This window comes from Alcanivorax limicola (assembly GCF_019931215.1).
Taxonomy (GTDB): domain Bacteria; phylum Pseudomonadota; class Gammaproteobacteria; order Pseudomonadales; family Alcanivoracaceae; genus Isoalcanivorax; species Isoalcanivorax limicola.
Genome location: NZ_JAIOUB010000003.1, coordinates 173,549 through 191,132, shown reverse-complemented (window position 1 = coordinate 191,132; position 17,584 = coordinate 173,549). Strand labels below are relative to the sequence as shown.

The following is a 17,584-nucleotide window of genomic DNA, read 5'->3' as shown; positions in this document are numbered from 1 at the left end:
TCAGATCAGTGTCAGAGCGGATCAGGCGTCCGAGAGTAGCGGGTCCAGGGCGCTGAGCAGCGCTTCGTGCTGCGCCTCGGTGCCGATGGTGATGCGCAGAAAATCGGCAATGCGTTCCGGGCGCGGAAAATGCCGCACAATAACGCCCTCGGCACGCAGCCCCGCCGCGAGTTGCTCGCCCTTGTGCTGCGGATGGCGGGCAAACAGGAAGTTCGCCGCCGAGGGCAGCACCTCGAATCCCCGCGCACGCAATGCCGCCGCCAGTGCTTCGCGACCGGCAACAATGGCATCACGGCACTGCTCGAACCATTCCCGATCTTCAAACGCGGCAGTCCCGGCAGCGATGGCCAGGCGATCCAGCGGGTAGGAATTGAAGCTGTTCTTGATGCGCTCCAGCCCTTCAATCAGCGGTCGCTGCCCCACCGCCAGACCGATGCGCAATCCGGCCAGCGAACGGGATTTGGACAACGTCTGGGTCACCAGCAGATTCGGGTAGCGATCCACCAGCGCAATCGCCGTCTCACCGCCAAAATCCACATAGGCCTCATCCACAACCACCAGAGAATCGGTGTTGCGTTGCAGCAGTGCCTCGATGTCTGCCAGCGGCAACGGCCGCCCGGTGGGCGCGTTGGGATTGGGGAAAATAATGCCGCCATTGTGTGCATGCTTGCCGGACGTGTTGCCAGATATGTAATCGGTCAGATCAATGCTGAAATCATCGCGCAAGGGCACAGTGCGGTAATCAATCTGGTACAGGCCGCAGTAGACCTTGTAAAAACTGTAGGTGATATCCGGAAACAACAGCGGCGCATTCTGGCGGAAAAACCCGAGGAACAGGTGCGCCAGCACTTCGTCGGAACCATTGCCGACAAAGACCTGATCGTTCTGCACACCGTAATATTCCGCAATCGCTGTCTTCAGCGCCGTAGCATCCGGGTCCGGATAAAGGCGCAGCGCATCGCCGCTGGCCGCCGCGATCGCCGCCAGCGCCCTGGGCGAAGGACCAAAGGGATTTTCGTTGGTGTTGAGTTTGACCAGCCGCGCCAGTTTCGGCTGTTCACCGGGCACATAGGGCACCAGTTGGTGAACAAAGTCGCTCCAGTATTTGCTCATTGCGCAGACCCACTGCCGTCAATGTTGCCGTCAATCTGGTCATCAATTCTGTATTCGGCACTGCGCGCATGGGCGGTCAGCCCTTCGCTGCGTGCCAACGGTGAGGCGATGCGGCCCAGCAAGCTGGCACCCTGCGGCGAGCAACCGATCAGCGAACTGCGTTTCTCGAAGTCATAGACCCCCAGCGGCGACGAGAAACGGGCCGTGGCGGAGGTCGGCAACACGTGGCTGGGCCCGGCACAATAATCGCCGACCGCTTCCGAGGTATGACGCCCCAGAAAAATGGCGCCGGCATGCCGTACCTGGCGCGCCCAGGTCATGGGATCATCCAGTGACAATTCCAGGTGCTCCGGGGCCAGCCGATTAACCAGCACCATGGCCTCATCCAGATCACGCACCTGTATCAGTGCGCCACGATTGGCCATGGAGGTGCGGATAATGTCTTCGCGCTCCAGTGTGACGACAAGGCGCGCCATGCTTTCCGCCACCTGATCCAGGAAGGCCGCATCGGGCGAGATCAGGATGGCCTGGGCTTCCTCGTCGTGCTCCGCCTGGGAAAATAGGTCCATGGCAATCCAGTCCGGATTGGTCTTGCCATCGCAAACCACGAGAATTTCCGACGGCCCGGCGATCATGTCGATGCCGACCTTGCCGAATACCTGGCGCTTGGCTTCTGCCACATAAATATTGCCGGGGCCGACAATCTTGTCGACGGCGGGAATGGTTTCTGTGCCCCAGGCCAGTGCGGCAACTGCCTGGGCGCCACCCACGGTGAGCACGCGGTCAATGCCGACAATGGCCGCGGCGGCAAGCACCATGTCGTTGAGCTCACCACCGGGAGACGGGGACACCATGACCACCTCACCAACGCCAGCCACTTTGGCCGGGATGGCGCTCATCAACACCGAGCTGGGGTAGGCTGCCTTGCCGCCGGGCACGTACAGGCCGGCGCGGTCGAGGGGCGTGACCTGCTGGCCCAGCAAATGGCCATCCGCATCTTCGTAGTGCCAGGAATCCTGACGCTGCCGCACGTGGTAACTGCGCACACGTTCCGCCGCCGCTTCCAGCGCCTCGCGTTGTGCGGCGGGAATGCGTGCCAGCGCCGCCTGCAACTGATCCTGGCCCACAATCAGCTCGTCGATGTGCGTGACCTGGCGGCGGTCAAAGCGGTTGGTGTAGGTCACCACCGCCGCGTCACCCTGCTCACGCACGGCACGAATGATCTCACTGACGCGGGCGCTGACTTCGCTGTCGCGCTCTTCGCTCCAGGCCGTCAGTTGATCCAGCCTGCTATCAAAATCCGCCTGTGTGCTGCTGAGGCGAGTGGTTTTCATGCGCGCTCACCTGCCTTGTCGTCTGTGCCGTCCCGACGCGCGGCCACTGCCTCTGCCAGACAATCAATAATGCGTTGAATGTCCGTGTGACGGGTTTTCATGCTGGCCTGATTGACGATCAGCCGGCTGGACACATGCGCAATCAGCTCGGTCGGCTCCAGGCCATTGGCGCGCAGCGTGTTGCCGGTATCGACGATATCCACGATGCGGTCCGCCAGCCCCACGATTGGCGCCAGTTCCATGGCGCCGTAAAGCTTGATCACATCGGCCTGGCGGCCACAGCTGGCGAAATATTGACGCGCGATGTTCACGAACTTGGTGGCCACCCGCAGGCGCCCGACCACCGGCTCGGCATCCTTCGGTGCGGCAACCATCAGTTTGCAGCGTGCAATTTCCAGATCCAGCGGTTCGAAAATACCCGCCGCACCATGCTCCATCAGCACGTCCTTGCCCGCCACGCCGATATCGGCCGCGCCATGCTGCACATAAGGCGGCACATCCGTGGCGCGCAGAATAATGATGCGCACATCATCGCGGCTGGTTTCAAAGATCAGCTTGCGCGACTTGTCCGGATCTTCCAGCAGACGAATGCCGGCGTTTTCCAGCAGCGGCAGCGTTTCCTGAAGAATCCGGCCCTTGGAGAGCGCGATGATCAGTGGCCGATCAGTTGCCATGTTGGTTCACCCTGATACCGTCAGCCCGGGACACGACGAATGGTCGCGCCCAGCATCTGCAGTTTCTCTTCAATACATTCATAACCGCGATCAATGTGGTAAATGCGGTCCACGGTCGTGTCACCGTTGGCCACCAGCGCGGCAATCACCAGCGACGCGGAGGCGCGCAGGTCGGTCGCCATCACCGGGGCGCCGGTCAGATGCGGCACGCCACGAATGATGGCAGTGTTGCCTTCCACCTGGATATCCGCACCCATGCGGTTCATTTCCTGAACATGCATGAAGCGGTTTTCAAACACCGTTTCCACAATGGTGCCGGTGCCTTCGGCGATGGTATTCATGGCCGCAAACTGTGCCTGCATGTCTGTCGGCATGGCTGGATAGGGCGCGGTGCGCAGGGACACGGAGCGTGGCCGGCGGCCTTCCATATCCAGGCTGATCCAGTCGTCGCCCACCTCGATCTTTGCGCCCGCCTCTTCCAGCTTCTGCAGTACCGCGTCGAGCAATTTCGGCGCCGTATCCTTGACCTTGATACGCCCGCCGGTGGCAGCCGCCGCAATCAGATAGGTGCCGGTTTCGATGCGGTCCGGAATCACGTTGTGGTGGCAGCCGTGCAACCGCTCGACCCCTTCAATGGTGATGGTGTCGGTGCCGGCGCCGCTGATGCGTGCGCCCATGGCCATCAGGCACTCTGCCAGGTCCACTACTTCCGGTTCGCGGGCAGCGTTCTCGATCACGGTAGTGCCGTCGGCGAGCGTGGCCGCCATCATCAGGTTTTCGGTGCCGGTCACGGTAACGACGTCCATTACCAGCCGGGCGCCACGCAGGCGACCGTCAACACTGGCGTGAACGTAACCGTTGATCACCTCGATGTTCGCACCCATGGCTTCCAGACCACGTAAATGCAGATCCACCGGGCGACTGCCGATGGCACAGCCGCCGGGCAGGGACACTATCGCCTTGCCGAAATGCGCCACCAGCGGGCCCAGCACCAGGATCGAGGCACGCATGGTGCGGACCAGCTCATAAGGCGCCTGGAAATCGCTGATGGTGGAGGCGTCGACCTCGACATTCATGCGGTCGTCAATCACCACGCGCACACCCATGCGGCCGATCAGTTCGATCAGGGTGGTGACATCCTGCAGATGCGGCAGGTTGCCCACGGTCACCGGCTCATCGGCGAGCAGCGTCGCGGCAATGATGGGCAGCGACGAGTTCTTCGAGCCGGAAATGCGTATTTCGCCGTCCAGCCGTGCGCCGCCGGTGATGATCAGTTTGTCCATGAGACAGGTTCCTGGTTTGGGGCTTTCAATGTACGTGCGTAATGTGTGTTTTGCGTGTGCCCTGCATGTGCTTCAGGCAAGGCCGCGACGCTGCGCTTCATCCCATTGTGCCGACGTATGGGCGCGAATCGTAACAGCGTGGATGCTGCCATCGGCGATTTCAGCGTTGATGCAGCTGTACACCCGCTGCTGCCGCTTCACCGGGCTCAGGCCCTCGAAGGCATCGGCGATCACCAGAATCTCGTATTTGCCACCCTCGCCCTGCACCGCAACACGGGCGTCGTCGATACCCGCTTCTATCAATGTCTTGATCTGATCCGGGGTCATTGGCTCTCCTGTCGCATACAGTCGGGCGCATACGGCGGGCGCAAGGGCGCCCCCGCAGCGGGTTCACGGGAGCGCCATGATAGGGCTTAAACAGATATTTTTCATCTGCCGGGGCGCGCAGGCCCCGGCCGAGGGTTCGCGGAGAGGGGCTGGAGGGGGCTTCGCGAAGGCTCAGCTGCCGCCTGCTGCAGCCTCTTCGATATCCACCTCAGTGGACCAACCGGCGATCACCTTGTCGATATCGCCGCCGTGCTGGCGCATGGCCTGATCAAACTGCATGCGGAACACCCGCCCCAGGTTGAGGCCATTGACGATCACGTTATCCACTTTCCAGGCCTCACCGTCCTTGAACATGGTGTAAGCAATGGGCATGGGGCGGCCGCTGTCCGTCACAAACTCCATCTGCACCCGGGCCCGGTCACCGCGTACATCACCTTCCTCCAGTGGCAACACGCTGATCGGCTGCCCCTCATACATGGTCACGCCGGCGGCATAGGTCTGCACCATGCTGCGCCGGAAGCGCTCCATGAAGCGGTTGCGCTGATCCCGCGATGCCGCGCCGAAATGATCGCCCATGACCAACCGGGTAATACGCCGAAAATCCACCAGCTCATCCAGCTCCTCATCCACCACCTTGCGGGCATACGCCGGATCACCGGCCAGCTTGTCACGCTCGGCATCAATGCGCTGGGTCATGCGTTCCACGGCGCTGCGAATCACCTCGTCTGGCGCCGTGGCTGCCTGAGCGGGCAACGAGGTCATCATCGCGCCCAGCGCCAGTACAACGATCGCCGCCATCCGTTGCCACAGCGCTTCGGGGAAACCTGCTTTCAGCCCAAGTGCTCTCATGTATTTCTCCTGCCATCGTTGTACTGGCATCAGTGCCAGTACATCTGCTTTAAAAGTCCGGCAACTGCCTGCCAGAATCGGCCCGTGCCCTCGATCGGCTATCTAACCGGCCAGAGCGGGGCTTGTCCAGTCACCTGACAGTGTGCACGAGATGCTTGCTGTTCTACCGTGAACACCGATTTAATGGCGCCTTGCACCTGTGTCACTGCCTGACACGCTACTCTGACACACTACCCTGACTTACTTGGAACAGGATGCCCTCCGGAGGTTCAATGTTGCCCGCTCTGCTGGCCTGTGTATTCGGCCTGGTGATTCTGGTCTGGAGTGCCGACCGCTTCGTCGGGGGCGCCGCAGGCCTCGCCCTGCGCCTGGGCATGACGCCCATGACCATTGGCCTGACACTGGTGGCCTTCGGTACCTCTGCGCCGGAAATTCTGGTTTCCGCCACCGCCTCCCTGACCGGCAGCAGCGATCTGGCGATTGGCAATGCGCTGGGCTCAAATATCGCCAATATCGGCATGGTGCTGGCCGTCACGCTGCTGGTACGTCCCATTCTGATTACGCCAGGCACACGTCAGCGCGACCTGCCCGCCTACCTGCTGGTGGCGGCAGTGACCGGCCTGATACTGCTGGACGGCGTGCTCACACGCCGCGAGGGCACGCTACTGCTGGGTATGCTGTGCATCATGGGCTGGCTGCTATGGCAATTCCGTCAGCGCGATGCCATCGAAGACCCGGAGCTGCCCGCCCACGGCAGCAGCGCCCTGAAGGACTGGGGGCTGTTCATCAGCGGCCTGGTCATGCTGCTGGTGAGTGCGCGTCTGCTGGTCTGGGGCGCGGTGGAGCTGGCCCTGTCCCTGGGTGTCAGTGAGACCGTCATCGGCTTGACGCTGGTGGCCGCGGGCACGAGTCTGCCGGAACTGGCGGCCTCCGTGGCCGCCGCCCTGCGCGGCCATGCCGATCTGGCCATCGGCAATATTGTCGGCTCCAACATCATGAATCTGGTCGCTGTGCTGCCGGTGCCGGCCTTGCTGGCGCCGGGTCTGATGGACCCGGCACTGGTCAGCCGCGATTTCCCCGCCATGCTGGCCCTTTCCGCAGTATTGCTGATCCTGGTGCTGATTGCCGGACGGCGCCGGCTGGGACGCGGTGCCGGATTGGTGCTACTGGCCGGGTACACCGGCTACCTGACGCTGCTGGCCGCGCAAAGCCTGTAATGCCTGAGATGGCCTGTCCGGCGGCGCCCCGGACAGGCAGACCGGACTCGCAGGCCACACCCGCCGCCCTGTATACTCCGCTCACTCATCGCCACGTCGGCCCGCCCCGGCCGGCTGACAGGCCGTCATCGAGAACCGTCATCGAGAAAACGCATGAGTCAGGATTCCAGACAAGCCCCTTCTGATCAGGGTTTCCAGGCCAGCGCCCGCCGGGTGTTGCGGCTCGAGGCAGATGCGGTGGCCGAGCTGATTGACGCCATTGGCGGTCACACGGACCAGGCCTGCTCACTGATGCTGGCCTGCAGTGGTCGCATCATCGTGACCGGCATGGGCAAGTCCGGGCATATCGGCAACAAGATCGCGGCCACGCTGGCCAGCACCGGCACGCCATCCTTTTTTGTGCATCCGGCGGAGGCCTCCCACGGCGACCTGGGCATGATCACGCCCGGCGACGCAGTGCTGGCGCTGTCCAATTCCGGCGAAACCGCCGAAGTGCTGGCTATCCTGCCGGTGCTCAAGCGCCGGGGCATTCCCCTGATCAGCATCACCGGACGCCCCGACTCCACGCTGGCGCGACAATCCGACGTGCATATTCCGGTGGTGGTCAGCATCGAGGCCTGCCCGCATAACCTGGCACCGACTTCCAGCACCACGGCTGCGCTGGCCATGGGTGACGCGCTGGCGATTGCGCTGCTGGAAGCCCGAGGCTTTTCTGCCGAGGATTTTGCCCTGTCACATCCCGGCGGCAGCCTGGGCCGTCGCCTGCTGCTCACCGTGGACGACATCATGCACGGCGGTGAGCGGCTGCCCAGCGTCCCGGCAGGCACGACGCTCAGCGAGGCACTGCTGGAAATCAGCCGCAAGGGCCTGGGCATGACCGCCGTCACCGCCGCAGATGGCACGCTGGCGGGCATTTTCACAGACGGTGACCTGCGCCGCGTGCTCGACCTGCCCGAGCTGGACATACGCCAGTGCCCCATTGAGCAGGTCATGACACGAGACCCGGTGGTGATCGAAAGCGGGCATCTGGCTGCCGAAGCCGTCAAGATCATGGAACAGCGCAAGATCAACGGCCTGATCGTCGTTGATGCCCAACACCGGCCCGCTGGTGCGCTAAACATGCACGATCTTTTGCGTGCGGGCGTGGTCTGAATACTTTATCCAACACCAGACAACACGAGACAACACATGGCTTCACACGACACAGGCACACACGGCATGGGCAACGCCGCATTGCGGGCCCGGGCCCGGGGCCTGAAACTGATGGCCTTTGACGTCGACGGCGTGATGACCGACGGCCGCCTTTATTACGGCCCCGACGGCGAAGCCTTCAAGGTGTTCAACAGCCTCGACGGCCACGGCCTCAAGCAGCTGGCGCAGGCCGGTGTCGTACTGGCGATCATCACCGGCCGCAACTCCGACATGGTGGCGCGGCGCGCATCAGACCTGGGTATCGCGCATGTCATTCAGGGGCGCGAAGACAAGGGCGCTGTGTTGCAGGCACTGGCTGAATCGCTGCAACTGGCGCCACAGCAGGTCGGCTATGCGGGCGATGATGAACCCGACGTCCCGGCGCTGGCCTGGGCGCACCTCGCCTTTTCTGTGCCCAACGGCCATGCCTGCGCGCAACAGGCCGCAGACATCGTCACCCGTCAGTCAGGTGGCCAGGGGGCGGTGCGGGAGATCTGTGATTTCATCCTCAGCGCGTTGCCCACGCGCACGGTGGACACAAGCCAATGACATGCCCATTGATGTGCCGATTAAAGAGTAGCCTCACGTGAACAGCCAGGGCGTTCTCAGCGCGATCGGTGTCACACTGATGGCCGCCGTCGTGCTGCTGGTGCTGCATGAGTGGCGCGACATGCCCGCGCTCACCGATGATGAGCGTGCCCTGCCGCCCGCACTGATCGTTCACGGGGTGCAGGCGCGCGCCTTCAGTCCGGAAGGCGCGCTGCAATATGACCTGCGCGCCGAAAGCATCACTGAACTGGATGAGACGGGCCAGACCCTGGTCGCACACCCTCACCTGTCCATGTTCAACCCGGCGCTTGCCTGGGAAGTGACAGCCGATGAGGGTGAGATCAGCGACAAGGGCCGGCATGTGGTGCTACGTGGCGCGGTGGAGGCCAGAGATCATGGTCCCGACGAAATACTGATGGAGAGCGGGGAACTGATCTATGAGTCCCGCCTGGAGCAACTGCGCAGCCCCGGCAGAGTGCGCATCACCCACCCCTCCGGCACCACCGAGGCGGGCGCGATGCAAGCCGACATGGGTGAAGAAACCCTGTATCTGGAACAACGAGTGGAAAGCCGTTATGACGCGAGCTGATTACCACCTCAGAGCCCCGGGACGTCTGTCGGGCTCACTGAGCGCCCTGCTTGCGCTGGCCTTGCTGTGTGGCAGCACCAGCCTGGGTGCCGAGCCGATAACGGAAGACACCATCATCAGCGCCGATCGGGCCACCTTCAAACAGGCCGCCGGCACCGGCGTCTATGAGGGCAATGCGGAGCTGGTCCAGGGCCAGCGGCAGGTGAATGCCGAGCGCATCGAACTGCAGCTGCAGGACGGCGACCTCCGCCGTGTGGAAGCCACCGGCAACCCGGTGCGGCTGCGCGACGGTACAGAGATCAATGCCCGCGCCCGGCGCCTTGTCTATGATGTGGACCAGCAGACCATCACACTGATGGATGATGCCCACATTGAATACCAGGGCCGCAGTTTTGAGGGCGCCCGCGTGGTCTATAACCTCAGCACACGGGACATCGAGGCCAGTGGCGACGGCGCCAGCCAGCGCGTACGCCTGGTGATCCCCGCAGAAGATCAGAAGGATGCAGCACAGTGAGTCTGCTCAGCGCACACAACCTGGCCAAGAGCTACAAAGGTCGCCGGGTCATTGAAGACGTATCACTGCAAGTCGAGGCGGGCCAGGTTGTCGGCCTGCTTGGCCCCAATGGCGCCGGCAAGACCACCTGTTTCTACATGATCGTCGGCCTGGTGCCACCAGATGCCGGGTATATCAGCATTGATGGTGACAACATCACCGCCCTGCCGATGCACGGCCGGGCTCGCCGTGGCATCGGTTACCTGCCCCAGGAAGCCAGTATTTTCCGGCGCCTGACGGTGGCCGACAACATCATGGCGATCCTGGAAACCCGCAAGGAGCTGACCCGCCCGGAGCGCGAGGAGCGCCTGGAAAAGCTGTTGCAGGAGTTCAACATCACGCATATCCGCGACAGCCTGGGCATGAGCCTCTCCGGCGGTGAGCGGCGCCGCGCCGAAATTGCCCGGGGGCTGGCCACGGACCCGGCCTTCATTCTGCTGGATGAACCCTTCGCCGGGGTCGATCCGATCTCCGTGAAAGACATCAAGGCGATCATCACCCACCTGCGCGATCGCGGCATCGGCGTGCTGATCACCGATCACAATGTGCGTGAAACCCTGGATATCTGCGACACCGCCTACATCGTCAGCGGCGGCCACATCATCGCGGCGGGCAACGCCGACATCATCCTCGCCAACCAACAGGTGCGCGACGTCTACCTGGGGGCCGACTTCCGGCTCTGACTCCCGGCGCTGACTCCCTGCACAGAGAGCACGGCGCTATCTGAATCAGCCCCGAATTTCAAGAATGGGCACGAAAATTGCTTCTTGCTATGCTGCAGGCTTGTTGAGTGATCAAGAGCAGCGCCGCACCCCACGGGCTAACCCCGTAGGATAGCGGCGCCATCATGCTCACGGGGGACAACAGACAAGCATGAAACCGGGCCTGCAGATTCAGATTGGTCAGCACCTGACCATGACGCCGCAGCTGCAGCAGGCTATCCGCCTGCTGCAGCTGTCGACGCTCGACCTGCGTCAGGAGATCCAGGAGGCCATCGAAGCCAACCCGCTGCTGGAGCTGGAAGAAGGCGAGCCGCTGGACCTGCCCGACAGTGACGACGTCGACCTGGCCGAAGTCGCCGGCGATGATGCCGCGCTGGCCGACCAGGACAGCGGCGTGGATACCGACTGGGACGACCCCTATACCGAAGCCCCTTCCGCCGGCGCCGCCAGCGACGACGACATGGACGCCTGGGAGGAGCGCACCGCCGCCACCACCTCCCTCGACCAGCACCTGCTCTGGCAGCTCAACCTGACGCCGATGACCGATGCCGATCGGATCATTGCGTTTGCCATCATCGAATCCCTCAACGACCGGGGTTACCTGACCTGTTCACTGGAAGACATCGCCATTGCGGCGCGCCAGGAGATGGCCGACGCGCTGCCCGATGAGCTCTGGCCGGAAGAGGACGAGGTGCTGGCAGTGCTGCACCGGCTGCAGCACTTTGATCCGCCGGGTGTTGCCGCCCGGGATCTGGCCGAATCCCTGGCCATCCAGTTGCGCCAGCTTCCCGAGGACACGCCCTGGCGGGCCCAGGCGCTGACACTGACCGCCCACCTGCCCCTGCTGGAAAGCCGCGACTACGCCCAGTTGCGGCGTGCGCTGGCTGTTGATGAGCAGGATCTGGTGGCGGTGATCCAGCTGCTGCGCAGCCTGAATCCCCATCCCGGTGACAGCATCGTGCAGCGCCAGCAGGAATACATCGTCCCGGACGTGATCGTGCGACGCAGCGGCCGCCGTTGGCGCGTGGAGCTCAACGGGGAGGCCCTGCCCCGAGTGCGTCTGAACAGCCAGTACGCCGCCCTGGCCGGCAGCAAGGGGCTGCGCGATGACGACAGCAGTTACCTGCGCAACCAGCTACAGGAAGCCCGCTGGTTCCTGAAAAGCCTGCAAAGCCGCAACGATACGCTGCTGCGCGTCGCCACCCGCATTGTCGAGGTGCAACAGGGCTTCTTCGAGTACGGCGAAGAGGCCATGAAACCCCTGGTACTGGCGGAAATCGCCAGCGCGGTGGAGATGCACGAATCGACCATTTCCCGGGTCACCAGCCAGAAATACATGTTCACGCCGCGGGGCATGTTCGAGCTCAAGTTTTTCTTCTCAAGTCATGTGGGTACAGACGGCGGCGGTGAATGTTCAAGCACTGCTATTCGTGCCATCATAAAGAAGCTGATCGCTGCCGAGAGCCCGAAAAAACCATTGAGCGACAGCAGACTGGCCAGCCTGCTCAATGAACAGGGCATTCAGGTGGCGCGGCGCACCGTCGCCAAGTACAGAGAAGCGATGCGTATTCCGGCATCCAGCGAGCGTAAACGTCTGATCTGAGTCAGCGCGAGACACGACGCAGAAGCCGGTTAACTGAACCAGGTACAGGAGTCAGCCATGCAGATCAATATCAGCGGTCATCACCTGGATATCACGGACGCCCTGCGCGAGTACGTCAATGAGAAATTCACCCGCCTTGAACGCCACTTCGAACACATTACCAGCATCCAGGTGATCCTTTCGCCGGAGCCCAAGACACACAAGGCCGAATCGACAGTTCGCATTGCCGGGGGCGAGGTGTTCGCCACCGCAGAAGCCGGTGACATGTATGCCGCCATTGATATGCTGACGGACAAACTGGACCGACAGATCCTCAAGCACAAGGAAAAGTCGGTCAACCGGAATCACGGCCACTGACTTCATTGCACACATCAGTCACTGCACACATCAGGCATCAATCATGCGCGTCAGGGAATTACTTACACCGGAGAGAACCCACCATCACCTGCAGGGCGTCAGCAAGAAGCGCCTGCTTGATCAGGTCGCCGAACTGGCCAGCCAGGGCAACGTCGGCCTGCAGGAACAGGAAGTCTTCGAAGCCCTGATTGCGCGTGAACGCCTGGGCAGTACCGGCATCGGGGAAGGCATCGCCATCCCCCACTGCCGGCTGTCATCATGCGACAAACCCATCGGGCTGCTGGTCAGTCTGGATGAGGCCATCGACTTTGATGCCGTGGATGCACGGCCCGTGGATCTGGTCTTTGTCCTGCTGGTGCCGGAGGAGAATCCCGAGCAGCACCTCAAGACACTCAGCCACCTTGCCGCACTGTTCAATGAGCCCAGCTTCCGCAATGACCTGCGCAAAGCTACCTCCGCAGAGCAGCTGTTCCGGACGGCCATTGATTCCGAAGCCGAGTTGCAGCTCGCCTCCTGAGCCGCCCTGTCCCAGCCCCGAAACATGAATGAGGGCGCCGATACCGGCGCAGCACACATGAAACTGGTTATCCTCAGCGGCCGCTCCGGCTCCGGTAAAAGCACCGCCCTCCAGGCGCTGGAGGATCTGGGTTTTTATTGCGTCGACAACCTTCCCCTTGGCCTGCTGCCCGTCCTGGCAAAGCAGCTGCAGGAAGAGAACGCTGAAATACAGCGTATTGCCGTTGGTATTGATGCCCGTAACCTGCGCAGCCAGTTGCCCCGTTTCACGGAGCTTCTGGAAGCGGTACGCGAGCAGGGCATCAAGTGCGAGGTCATCTATCTGGATGCGGATCACGACACCCTGCTCAAGCGCTTCAGCGCCACGCGGCGACGCCACCCGCTCAGCGCTCAGGACATGTCGCTCTCAGAGGCAATCCGCCATGAAGGTGAGCTGCTTGGCAGCATTCAGAACCATGCTGATCTGACCATCGATACCAGCAGCATGGACCCGCACACCCTGCGCAACATGATCCGTGACCGGGTCGTGCAGCGCGGCGGACGCCTGTCCTTGCTGGTGGAATCTTTCGGCTTCAAGAACGGCGTGCCACCAGATGCGGATCTGGTCTTTGACGTGCGCATGCTGCCCAACCCGCACTGGGACCCCACCCTGCGCGCCTACGACGGTCGCCAGCAACCGATTCGCGATTTTCTCGACAGCCAGGACGACACACCGGCCCTGCTGCATGACATCGAACAACTGTTACTGCGCTGGCTGCCGCGCTATGAAGCGAATGATCGCACTTACATGACGGTAGCCATCGGCTGCACCGGCGGCCGCCACAGATCTGTGTATATGGTGGAAGCGCTGTCAGCCCGTCTGTGCAAAGCCGGCTGGGACGCTCAGATACGCCATCTGGAACTGGAATAACACACCATGCTGCACAGTGAGCTACCGGTCATCAACAAGCTCGGACTGCATGCGCGGGCCGCCGCCAAGGTGGTCAGCATCGCTTGCCGCCATGACGTAAAGATTTTGCTGCGTTGCAACGGCCGCGAAGTGGAAGCGCGTAACATGATGGGCGTCATGACCCTCGCTGCCGCCAAGGGCAGCAGCGTTCAGGTCAGCGTCGAAGGCGAACAGGCCAGCGCCGCACTGGCGGAGCTGACAGACCTGTTCGCACGTCGTTTCGACGAAGAAGAATAAGCGCCAGGAAGAACCGGCGCTGCTCTCACAGTGAGTCGGTATAAATATCCCGGAAGGAGCTGTAGTAACTCACCGCCAGCACCGGAAACAACACCAGAAAGAACCCCAGCGACGGCAGCCAGGCCAGAATATAAGCCGCCACGCCAGCACCCAGCGCGGCGGCTACCAACATCAGCACCAGCGACGGCAGCATCAGCAGGATGACAAGCAGCACCACCGCAATGCCGTACCAGAGCATCGGCATGATGTTGCTCAGGCAACCACGCAAACTCATCATCAGCGCTTCGCCCACAGGCCGCTTGCCGAAAAACACCAGCGCGGGCGCGAACCAGTACAGTGCCATGGCAGGAATGAACAGCGCTGCCATAATCAGTGCCAGCAGGACCATACGCAACAGCACGCCTTCACCACCAGGGAAACCCGGTTGCTCTGACATTGCCATGTTCAGCATGGCGGAGAACATATCGGCAAACAGCAGATAACCAATGATACCGCCGACGATCAACGCCCCGAGAAACAGGCCCAGATAGCTCAGACCCAGCAACAACAGCGGGGTGAACTGCTCCTGGAAGCCGCGGAAGATGTTGCCGATGCGTGGCGACTGCTGCTCATCGGCGTTGTACGCCAGCATCAACAACCCGGCGCTGAAAACGGGCGCCAGAATGAACGACGCCAGTATCCCCAGCAAGGGCACCTGCTGAATCGCCCCGGAAATCAGCCACAGCAACACGGCCCCGAAAAACACCACCGCCTTTGCGTTACAGAAAATACGCCAGCCATCACTGATCCAGCGCCAGCCCGCACCCACATCACGACCGCGGGGCGCATTGATCACCAGCGTGCTCTCCGGGCGCGGCGGCATGACATCTGCCTGCGGCTGTTGGTAGGGATTGCTGTCGTTCGGTTGCCCGTTATTCCCTTGATAATCCTGCATGCTACTCATACCCCCGCTATTTTCATCGGCGACAGCAGCAAGCTGCCGCAGTGAATATTCCCTCTTTCATCCACATCACAGCCTGCCGCCTGAAGGCCGGCAAACATGTCCCCCAGGTGCCCGGCGATGGTGAACTCCTCCACCGGGCCGGCGATCTCGCCATTTTCCACCCGAAAACCGGACGCGCCACGGGAGTAATCGCCACTGACCAGATTGACCCCTTGCCCCATGACTTCCGTGATCAGCACACCATGCCCCATGCGCCGGCACAGTGCCGCCTGATCCTCAGCACCATGACTGATGGTGAGATTACGCACCCCACCGCCGTTGCCGGTCGGCGTACGCGCCAGCCGACGTGCGGCATAAAGACCCAGCGCATACTGCGACAGGACACCCTGGCGCACAAAATCCTGATCACGCGTGGCAATACCATCGGTATCAAACGGTGCCGAGGCACTGCCGCCACGCAAATGCGGGCGCTCGCTGATTGTCACCCATTCCGGAAATACCTGGCTGTCGATCCGGTCACGCAAAAAAGAGGCATTGCGATAGAGCGCGCCGCCACTGATGGCCGAAATGAAATGTCCGATGAGCCCCTTGGCCACTTCCGGCGCAAACAGCACCGGCATCTCGCCGGTGTCCAGCCGGGTCGCGCCCAGTCGCGCCAGCGTGCGCTCAGCGGCCCGCGCGCCAATAGCCTCCGGCGTCGCCAGCCGACTCGCATCGCGCTGGGTGTCATACCAGTAATCCCGCTGCATGGCGCCATCCTGCTCCGCCACCAGCACGCAGGAACGGCTGTGGTGCGAGCCACGCCAGCCACCGATAAAGCCATGGCTGTTGGCGTAAACCCGTGCGCTGACATGGCTGCCCACGGTGGCGCCTTCGGAGTTGATGATGCGCGGGTCACGGCGCCCGGCGGCTTCGCAGGCCTGTGCCTCGGCAATGGCCTGCTCCGGCGTCAGCGTCCAGGGATGATACAGATCCAGATCCGGGACCTCGGTGGCCAGCCACTCCGGCGGCGCCAGCCCGTTGTGCTCATCCAGGCCCGTCTGCTGCGCTATCGCCAGCGCCGCAGCGACCGTCTCACGCAGACTGTCCGGGGCATCATCGCTGCTGCTGGCCGTGCCCTTGCGCTGCCCTGCGTAGACAGTCACCGAGACCCCACGATCACGATTGAATTCCAATGTCTCGACTTCACCGAGGCGCACCGTGACCGACAGCCCTTCACCGGCGCTGATGCCCACCTCCGCCGCCGTGGCGCCCTGTCTTGCTGCCTCCTCAATGACGAAGCGTGCGCGCTCGCGGAGCGTCTCGAGCACGCTGTCATCCAGCGCGACTATCGCGCCGGGCGCACCTGCACCGGGACGTGCTGCGCTGTCGACCTGCGTATTGGCCGGCATATTGGCGGATATCAGAGGCTTTTCGTGACTTGTCTTTTCGTTTGTTGGCATGGGCGAGTAAACTTGGCGGCTAATTGCCACAGTAGATAGCGTATGGACGAGTATAACGACGACGACCTGCCCAGCAAATCAGCCCTCAAGCGCGAGGTGTCTGCCCTGCAGGAGGTCGGCGAAAAACTCATGAATCTCAAGGCCGCCGATCGTGCGCGGCTGCCCCTCACCGATGCTCTGGTACGAGCCATCGACGAGAGCAAGCGCATCACCGCTCACGAAGCGCGCCGTCGCCACGCCCAGTACGTGGGCAAGCTGATGCGCGCCGCCGACGGTGATGCCATCGAACTGGCGCTGGCCGCGCTGGACGATCCGCTGCGCCACAAGCGCCTGCTCGACTGGATGGAGCGTCTGGACCGCAGCGACAACAGCAAGGCCGCCCAGGTCATTGTCGATGAGGTCATGCAGACCTATGCCGCCGCAGACCGCCAGCATCTGCGCAATCTGCTGCGCAACTACTTTGCCAGCCGCCTGCCCGCAGGCAAGCAACCTGATCCGGACTTGCCCGAAGACCGCGCCGCCCTGGATAAATTGCAGCGCGAACGACGCAAGGTCTACGACTACTTCAATATGCTGGAGCGTAACGCGCCCCTCTGACATCAACCGTCAGCCCAGTTCAGGACCAGTTCAGGACTAGTTCAGGGGCAACATGTACTGCGCCAGCTGTGCGGAGGTGCGGCGCAAATTGCCGCTGAGCAACCGGGCAATATTCATCAGGATCACATGGGCAGCCTGCGGCGAGCGTTTGCGCAGCTGCTCGAAGCCCTTGCGCGTGAGCACGATCACCGTGCTTTCTTCGCTTGCCAGCGCCGATGCAGAGCGCGGCTCATGATCAATCAACGCCATCTCGCCCAGCGAATCACCCGCATGCAAATGCGCAATGACCACGTCCTTGTCGTCCTGCCCGCGTTTGATGATATCCAGCCGACCACGCACGACAAAACACATGAAATCGCTGTGATCCCCTTCGCGGCAGACCACGTCGCCGGTGCTGAACCGATTGACGAACACCAGCTTGGCGACCTGTTGCAGGTCCGCCGCCATCATGCCGTCAAACAAACGCATTCTTGCCAGCACTTCCGCCACATTGGACATATCAGCGGTTCCCCGTTTCAACTCTGATGCTGTGATCTGCC

At 62.3% G+C, this 17,584-nt stretch carries 21 protein-coding genes; 12 read left to right on the top strand and 9 right to left on the bottom strand.

What is annotated here, in order from left to right; genetic code table 11:
• Nucleotides 1-21 precede the first annotated feature (21 nt).
• The 6 genes from hisC to K8B33_RS11000 all read right to left on the bottom strand — a co-directional run bounded on the left by hisC (nucleotide 22) and on the right by K8B33_RS11000 (nucleotide 5,580).
• Entirely contained in the window at nucleotides 22-1,113 is a 1,092-nt protein-coding gene (gene hisC, locus K8B33_RS11025) for a histidinol-phosphate transaminase (RefSeq protein ID WP_223426403.1), read from the bottom strand.
• Nucleotides 1,110-2,447 carry a histidinol dehydrogenase gene (gene hisD, locus K8B33_RS11020; RefSeq protein WP_223426401.1) on the bottom strand — a complete coding sequence of 446 codons (1,338 nt, stop codon included), beginning with the start codon at nucleotides 2,445-2,447 and terminating at the stop codon, nucleotides 1,110-1,112. The genes hisC and hisD overlap by 4 nt, the downstream gene beginning before the upstream one ends.
• A complete protein-coding gene (gene hisG, locus K8B33_RS11015) occupies nucleotides 2,444-3,121 on the bottom strand; it encodes an ATP phosphoribosyltransferase (RefSeq protein ID WP_223426399.1) in 678 nt (225 codons plus the stop codon). The genes hisD and hisG overlap by 4 nt, the downstream gene beginning before the upstream one ends.
• Nucleotides 3,122-3,141: 20 nt before the next feature.
• Nucleotides 3,142-4,404, bottom strand: coding sequence for a UDP-N-acetylglucosamine 1-carboxyvinyltransferase (murA, locus tag K8B33_RS11010; protein ID WP_223426394.1), 1,263 nt, complete (start codon nucleotides 4,402-4,404; stop codon nucleotides 3,142-3,144).
• A 72-nt stretch (nucleotides 4,405-4,476) separates the two neighbouring features.
• Entirely contained in the window at nucleotides 4,477-4,731 is a 255-nt protein-coding gene (locus K8B33_RS11005) for a BolA family protein (protein ID WP_223426392.1), read from the bottom strand.
• Between the two features lie 171 nt (nucleotides 4,732-4,902).
• Nucleotides 4,903-5,580 carry an MlaC/ttg2D family ABC transporter substrate-binding protein gene (locus K8B33_RS11000; RefSeq protein WP_223426390.1) on the bottom strand — a complete coding sequence of 226 codons (678 nt, stop codon included), beginning with the start codon at nucleotides 5,578-5,580 and terminating at the stop codon, nucleotides 4,903-4,905.
• A gap of 272 nt (nucleotides 5,581-5,852) precedes the next feature.
• Between K8B33_RS11000 and K8B33_RS10995 the strand changes: the two genes are divergently transcribed.
• From K8B33_RS10995 to K8B33_RS10945, 11 genes are all read left to right on the top strand, one after another.
• On the top strand, nucleotides 5,853-6,797 hold the full coding sequence (locus K8B33_RS10995; RefSeq protein ID WP_223426387.1) for a calcium/sodium antiporter: 945 nt from the start codon (nucleotides 5,853-5,855) through the stop codon (nucleotides 6,795-6,797).
• A 153-nt stretch (nucleotides 6,798-6,950) separates the two neighbouring features.
• Complete coding sequence (locus tag K8B33_RS10990) at nucleotides 6,951-7,949, top strand: KpsF/GutQ family sugar-phosphate isomerase (RefSeq protein ID WP_223426385.1); 999 nt, start codon at nucleotides 6,951-6,953, stop codon at nucleotides 7,947-7,949.
• 36 nt (nucleotides 7,950-7,985) lie between these two features.
• Nucleotides 7,986-8,537, top strand: a complete 552-nt coding sequence (locus K8B33_RS10985; RefSeq protein WP_223426382.1) for a KdsC family phosphatase — start codon at nucleotides 7,986-7,988, stop codon at nucleotides 8,535-8,537.
• 37 nt (nucleotides 8,538-8,574) lie between these two features.
• Entirely contained in the window at nucleotides 8,575-9,126 is a 552-nt protein-coding gene (gene lptC, locus K8B33_RS10980) for an LPS export ABC transporter periplasmic protein LptC (protein WP_223426380.1), read from the top strand.
• A complete protein-coding gene (gene lptA, locus K8B33_RS10975) occupies nucleotides 9,113-9,640 on the top strand; it encodes a lipopolysaccharide transport periplasmic protein LptA (RefSeq protein ID WP_223426377.1) in 528 nt (175 codons plus the stop codon). The genes lptC and lptA overlap by 14 nt, the downstream gene beginning before the upstream one ends.
• On the top strand, nucleotides 9,637-10,362 hold the full coding sequence (gene lptB / locus K8B33_RS10970; protein ID WP_223426374.1) for an LPS export ABC transporter ATP-binding protein: 726 nt from the start codon (nucleotides 9,637-9,639) through the stop codon (nucleotides 10,360-10,362). Before lptA ends, lptB begins: the two co-directional genes overlap by 4 nt.
• A gap of 190 nt (nucleotides 10,363-10,552) precedes the next feature.
• Nucleotides 10,553-12,004: an RNA polymerase factor sigma-54 gene (locus K8B33_RS10965; RefSeq protein ID WP_223426372.1), complete on the top strand. Its 1,452-nt coding sequence runs from the start codon at nucleotides 10,553-10,555 to the stop codon at nucleotides 12,002-12,004.
• Nucleotides 12,005-12,061: 57 nt separating this feature from the next.
• Nucleotides 12,062-12,361 (top strand): ribosome hibernation-promoting factor, HPF/YfiA family, encoded by a 300-nt coding sequence (gene hpf, locus K8B33_RS10960; protein WP_223426370.1) that lies wholly within the window; start codon nucleotides 12,062-12,064, stop codon nucleotides 12,359-12,361.
• A gap of 43 nt (nucleotides 12,362-12,404) precedes the next feature.
• On the top strand, nucleotides 12,405-12,878 hold the full coding sequence (gene ptsN, locus K8B33_RS10955; RefSeq protein WP_223426369.1) for a PTS IIA-like nitrogen regulatory protein PtsN: 474 nt from the start codon (nucleotides 12,405-12,407) through the stop codon (nucleotides 12,876-12,878).
• A gap of 57 nt (nucleotides 12,879-12,935) precedes the next feature.
• Nucleotides 12,936-13,787 carry an RNase adapter RapZ gene (gene rapZ, locus K8B33_RS10950; protein ID WP_223426368.1) on the top strand — a complete coding sequence of 284 codons (852 nt, stop codon included), beginning with the start codon at nucleotides 12,936-12,938 and terminating at the stop codon, nucleotides 13,785-13,787.
• 6 nt (nucleotides 13,788-13,793) lie between these two features.
• The gene (locus tag K8B33_RS10945; RefSeq protein WP_223426367.1) at nucleotides 13,794-14,063 is read left to right on the top strand and encodes an HPr family phosphocarrier protein; all 270 of its coding nucleotides are present in this window, start codon (nucleotides 13,794-13,796) and stop codon (nucleotides 14,061-14,063) included.
• A 25-nt stretch (nucleotides 14,064-14,088) separates the two neighbouring features.
• Here K8B33_RS10945 and K8B33_RS10940 read toward each other — a convergent pair whose 3' ends face one another.
• Nucleotides 14,089-14,997 carry a BPSS1780 family membrane protein gene (locus tag K8B33_RS10940; protein WP_223426366.1) on the bottom strand — a complete coding sequence of 303 codons (909 nt, stop codon included), beginning with the start codon at nucleotides 14,995-14,997 and terminating at the stop codon, nucleotides 14,089-14,091.
• A 5-nt stretch (nucleotides 14,998-15,002) separates the two neighbouring features.
• On the bottom strand, nucleotides 15,003-16,397 hold the full coding sequence (gene pmbA / locus K8B33_RS10935) for a metalloprotease PmbA (protein ID WP_223426364.1): 1,395 nt from the start codon (nucleotides 16,395-16,397) through the stop codon (nucleotides 15,003-15,005).
• A 93-nt stretch (nucleotides 16,398-16,490) separates the two neighbouring features.
• Between pmbA and yjgA the strand changes: the two genes are divergently transcribed.
• Nucleotides 16,491-17,045, top strand: coding sequence for a ribosome biogenesis factor YjgA (gene yjgA / locus K8B33_RS10930; RefSeq protein ID WP_223426362.1), 555 nt, complete (start codon nucleotides 16,491-16,493; stop codon nucleotides 17,043-17,045).
• Nucleotides 17,046-17,081: 36 nt separating this feature from the next.
• Here the strand turns inward: yjgA and K8B33_RS10925 are convergent, their stop codons facing one another.
• On the bottom strand, nucleotides 17,082-17,543 hold the full coding sequence (locus K8B33_RS10925) for a cyclic nucleotide-binding domain-containing protein (protein ID WP_223426360.1): 462 nt from the start codon (nucleotides 17,541-17,543) through the stop codon (nucleotides 17,082-17,084).
• Nucleotides 17,544-17,584: the final 41 nt, after the last annotated feature.

Coding starts and splice junctions, on each gene's coding strand:
- K8B33_RS10925 (WP_223426360.1), bottom strand. CDS start 17,543: ATGTCCAATGTGGCGGAAGTGCTGGCAAGAATGCGTTTGTTTGACGGC.
- K8B33_RS10940 (WP_223426366.1), bottom strand. CDS start 14,997: ATGCAGGATTATCAAGGGAATAACGGGCAACCGAACGACAGCAATCCC.
- K8B33_RS10985 (WP_223426382.1), top strand. CDS start 7,986: ATGGCTTCACACGACACAGGCACACACGGCATGGGCAACGCCGCATTG.
- hisG (WP_223426399.1), bottom strand. CDS start 3,121: ATGGCAACTGATCGGCCACTGATCATCGCGCTCTCCAAGGGCCGGATT.
- yjgA (WP_223426362.1), top strand. CDS start 16,491: ATGGACGAGTATAACGACGACGACCTGCCCAGCAAATCAGCCCTCAAG.
- pmbA (WP_223426364.1), bottom strand. CDS start 16,397: ATGCCGGCCAATACGCAGGTCGACAGCGCAGCACGTCCCGGTGCAGGT.
- K8B33_RS10965 (WP_223426372.1), top strand. CDS start 10,553: ATGAAACCGGGCCTGCAGATTCAGATTGGTCAGCACCTGACCATGACG.
- rapZ (WP_223426368.1), top strand. CDS start 12,936: ATGAAACTGGTTATCCTCAGCGGCCGCTCCGGCTCCGGTAAAAGCACC.
- lptA (WP_223426377.1), top strand. CDS start 9,113: ATGACGCGAGCTGATTACCACCTCAGAGCCCCGGGACGTCTGTCGGGC.
- K8B33_RS10945 (WP_223426367.1), top strand. CDS start 13,794: ATGCTGCACAGTGAGCTACCGGTCATCAACAAGCTCGGACTGCATGCG.
- K8B33_RS10995 (WP_223426387.1), top strand. CDS start 5,853: ATGTTGCCCGCTCTGCTGGCCTGTGTATTCGGCCTGGTGATTCTGGTC.
- hisD (WP_223426401.1), bottom strand. CDS start 2,447: ATGAAAACCACTCGCCTCAGCAGCACACAGGCGGATTTTGATAGCAGG.
- hisC (WP_223426403.1), bottom strand. CDS start 1,113: ATGAGCAAATACTGGAGCGACTTTGTTCACCAACTGGTGCCCTATGTG.
- hpf (WP_223426370.1), top strand. CDS start 12,062: ATGCAGATCAATATCAGCGGTCATCACCTGGATATCACGGACGCCCTG.
- K8B33_RS11000 (WP_223426390.1), bottom strand. CDS start 5,580: ATGAGAGCACTTGGGCTGAAAGCAGGTTTCCCCGAAGCGCTGTGGCAA.
- K8B33_RS10990 (WP_223426385.1), top strand. CDS start 6,951: ATGAGTCAGGATTCCAGACAAGCCCCTTCTGATCAGGGTTTCCAGGCC.
- murA (WP_223426394.1), bottom strand. CDS start 4,404: ATGGACAAACTGATCATCACCGGCGGCGCACGGCTGGACGGCGAAATA.
- K8B33_RS11005 (WP_223426392.1), bottom strand. CDS start 4,731: ATGACCCCGGATCAGATCAAGACATTGATAGAAGCGGGTATCGACGAC.
- ptsN (WP_223426369.1), top strand. CDS start 12,405: ATGCGCGTCAGGGAATTACTTACACCGGAGAGAACCCACCATCACCTG.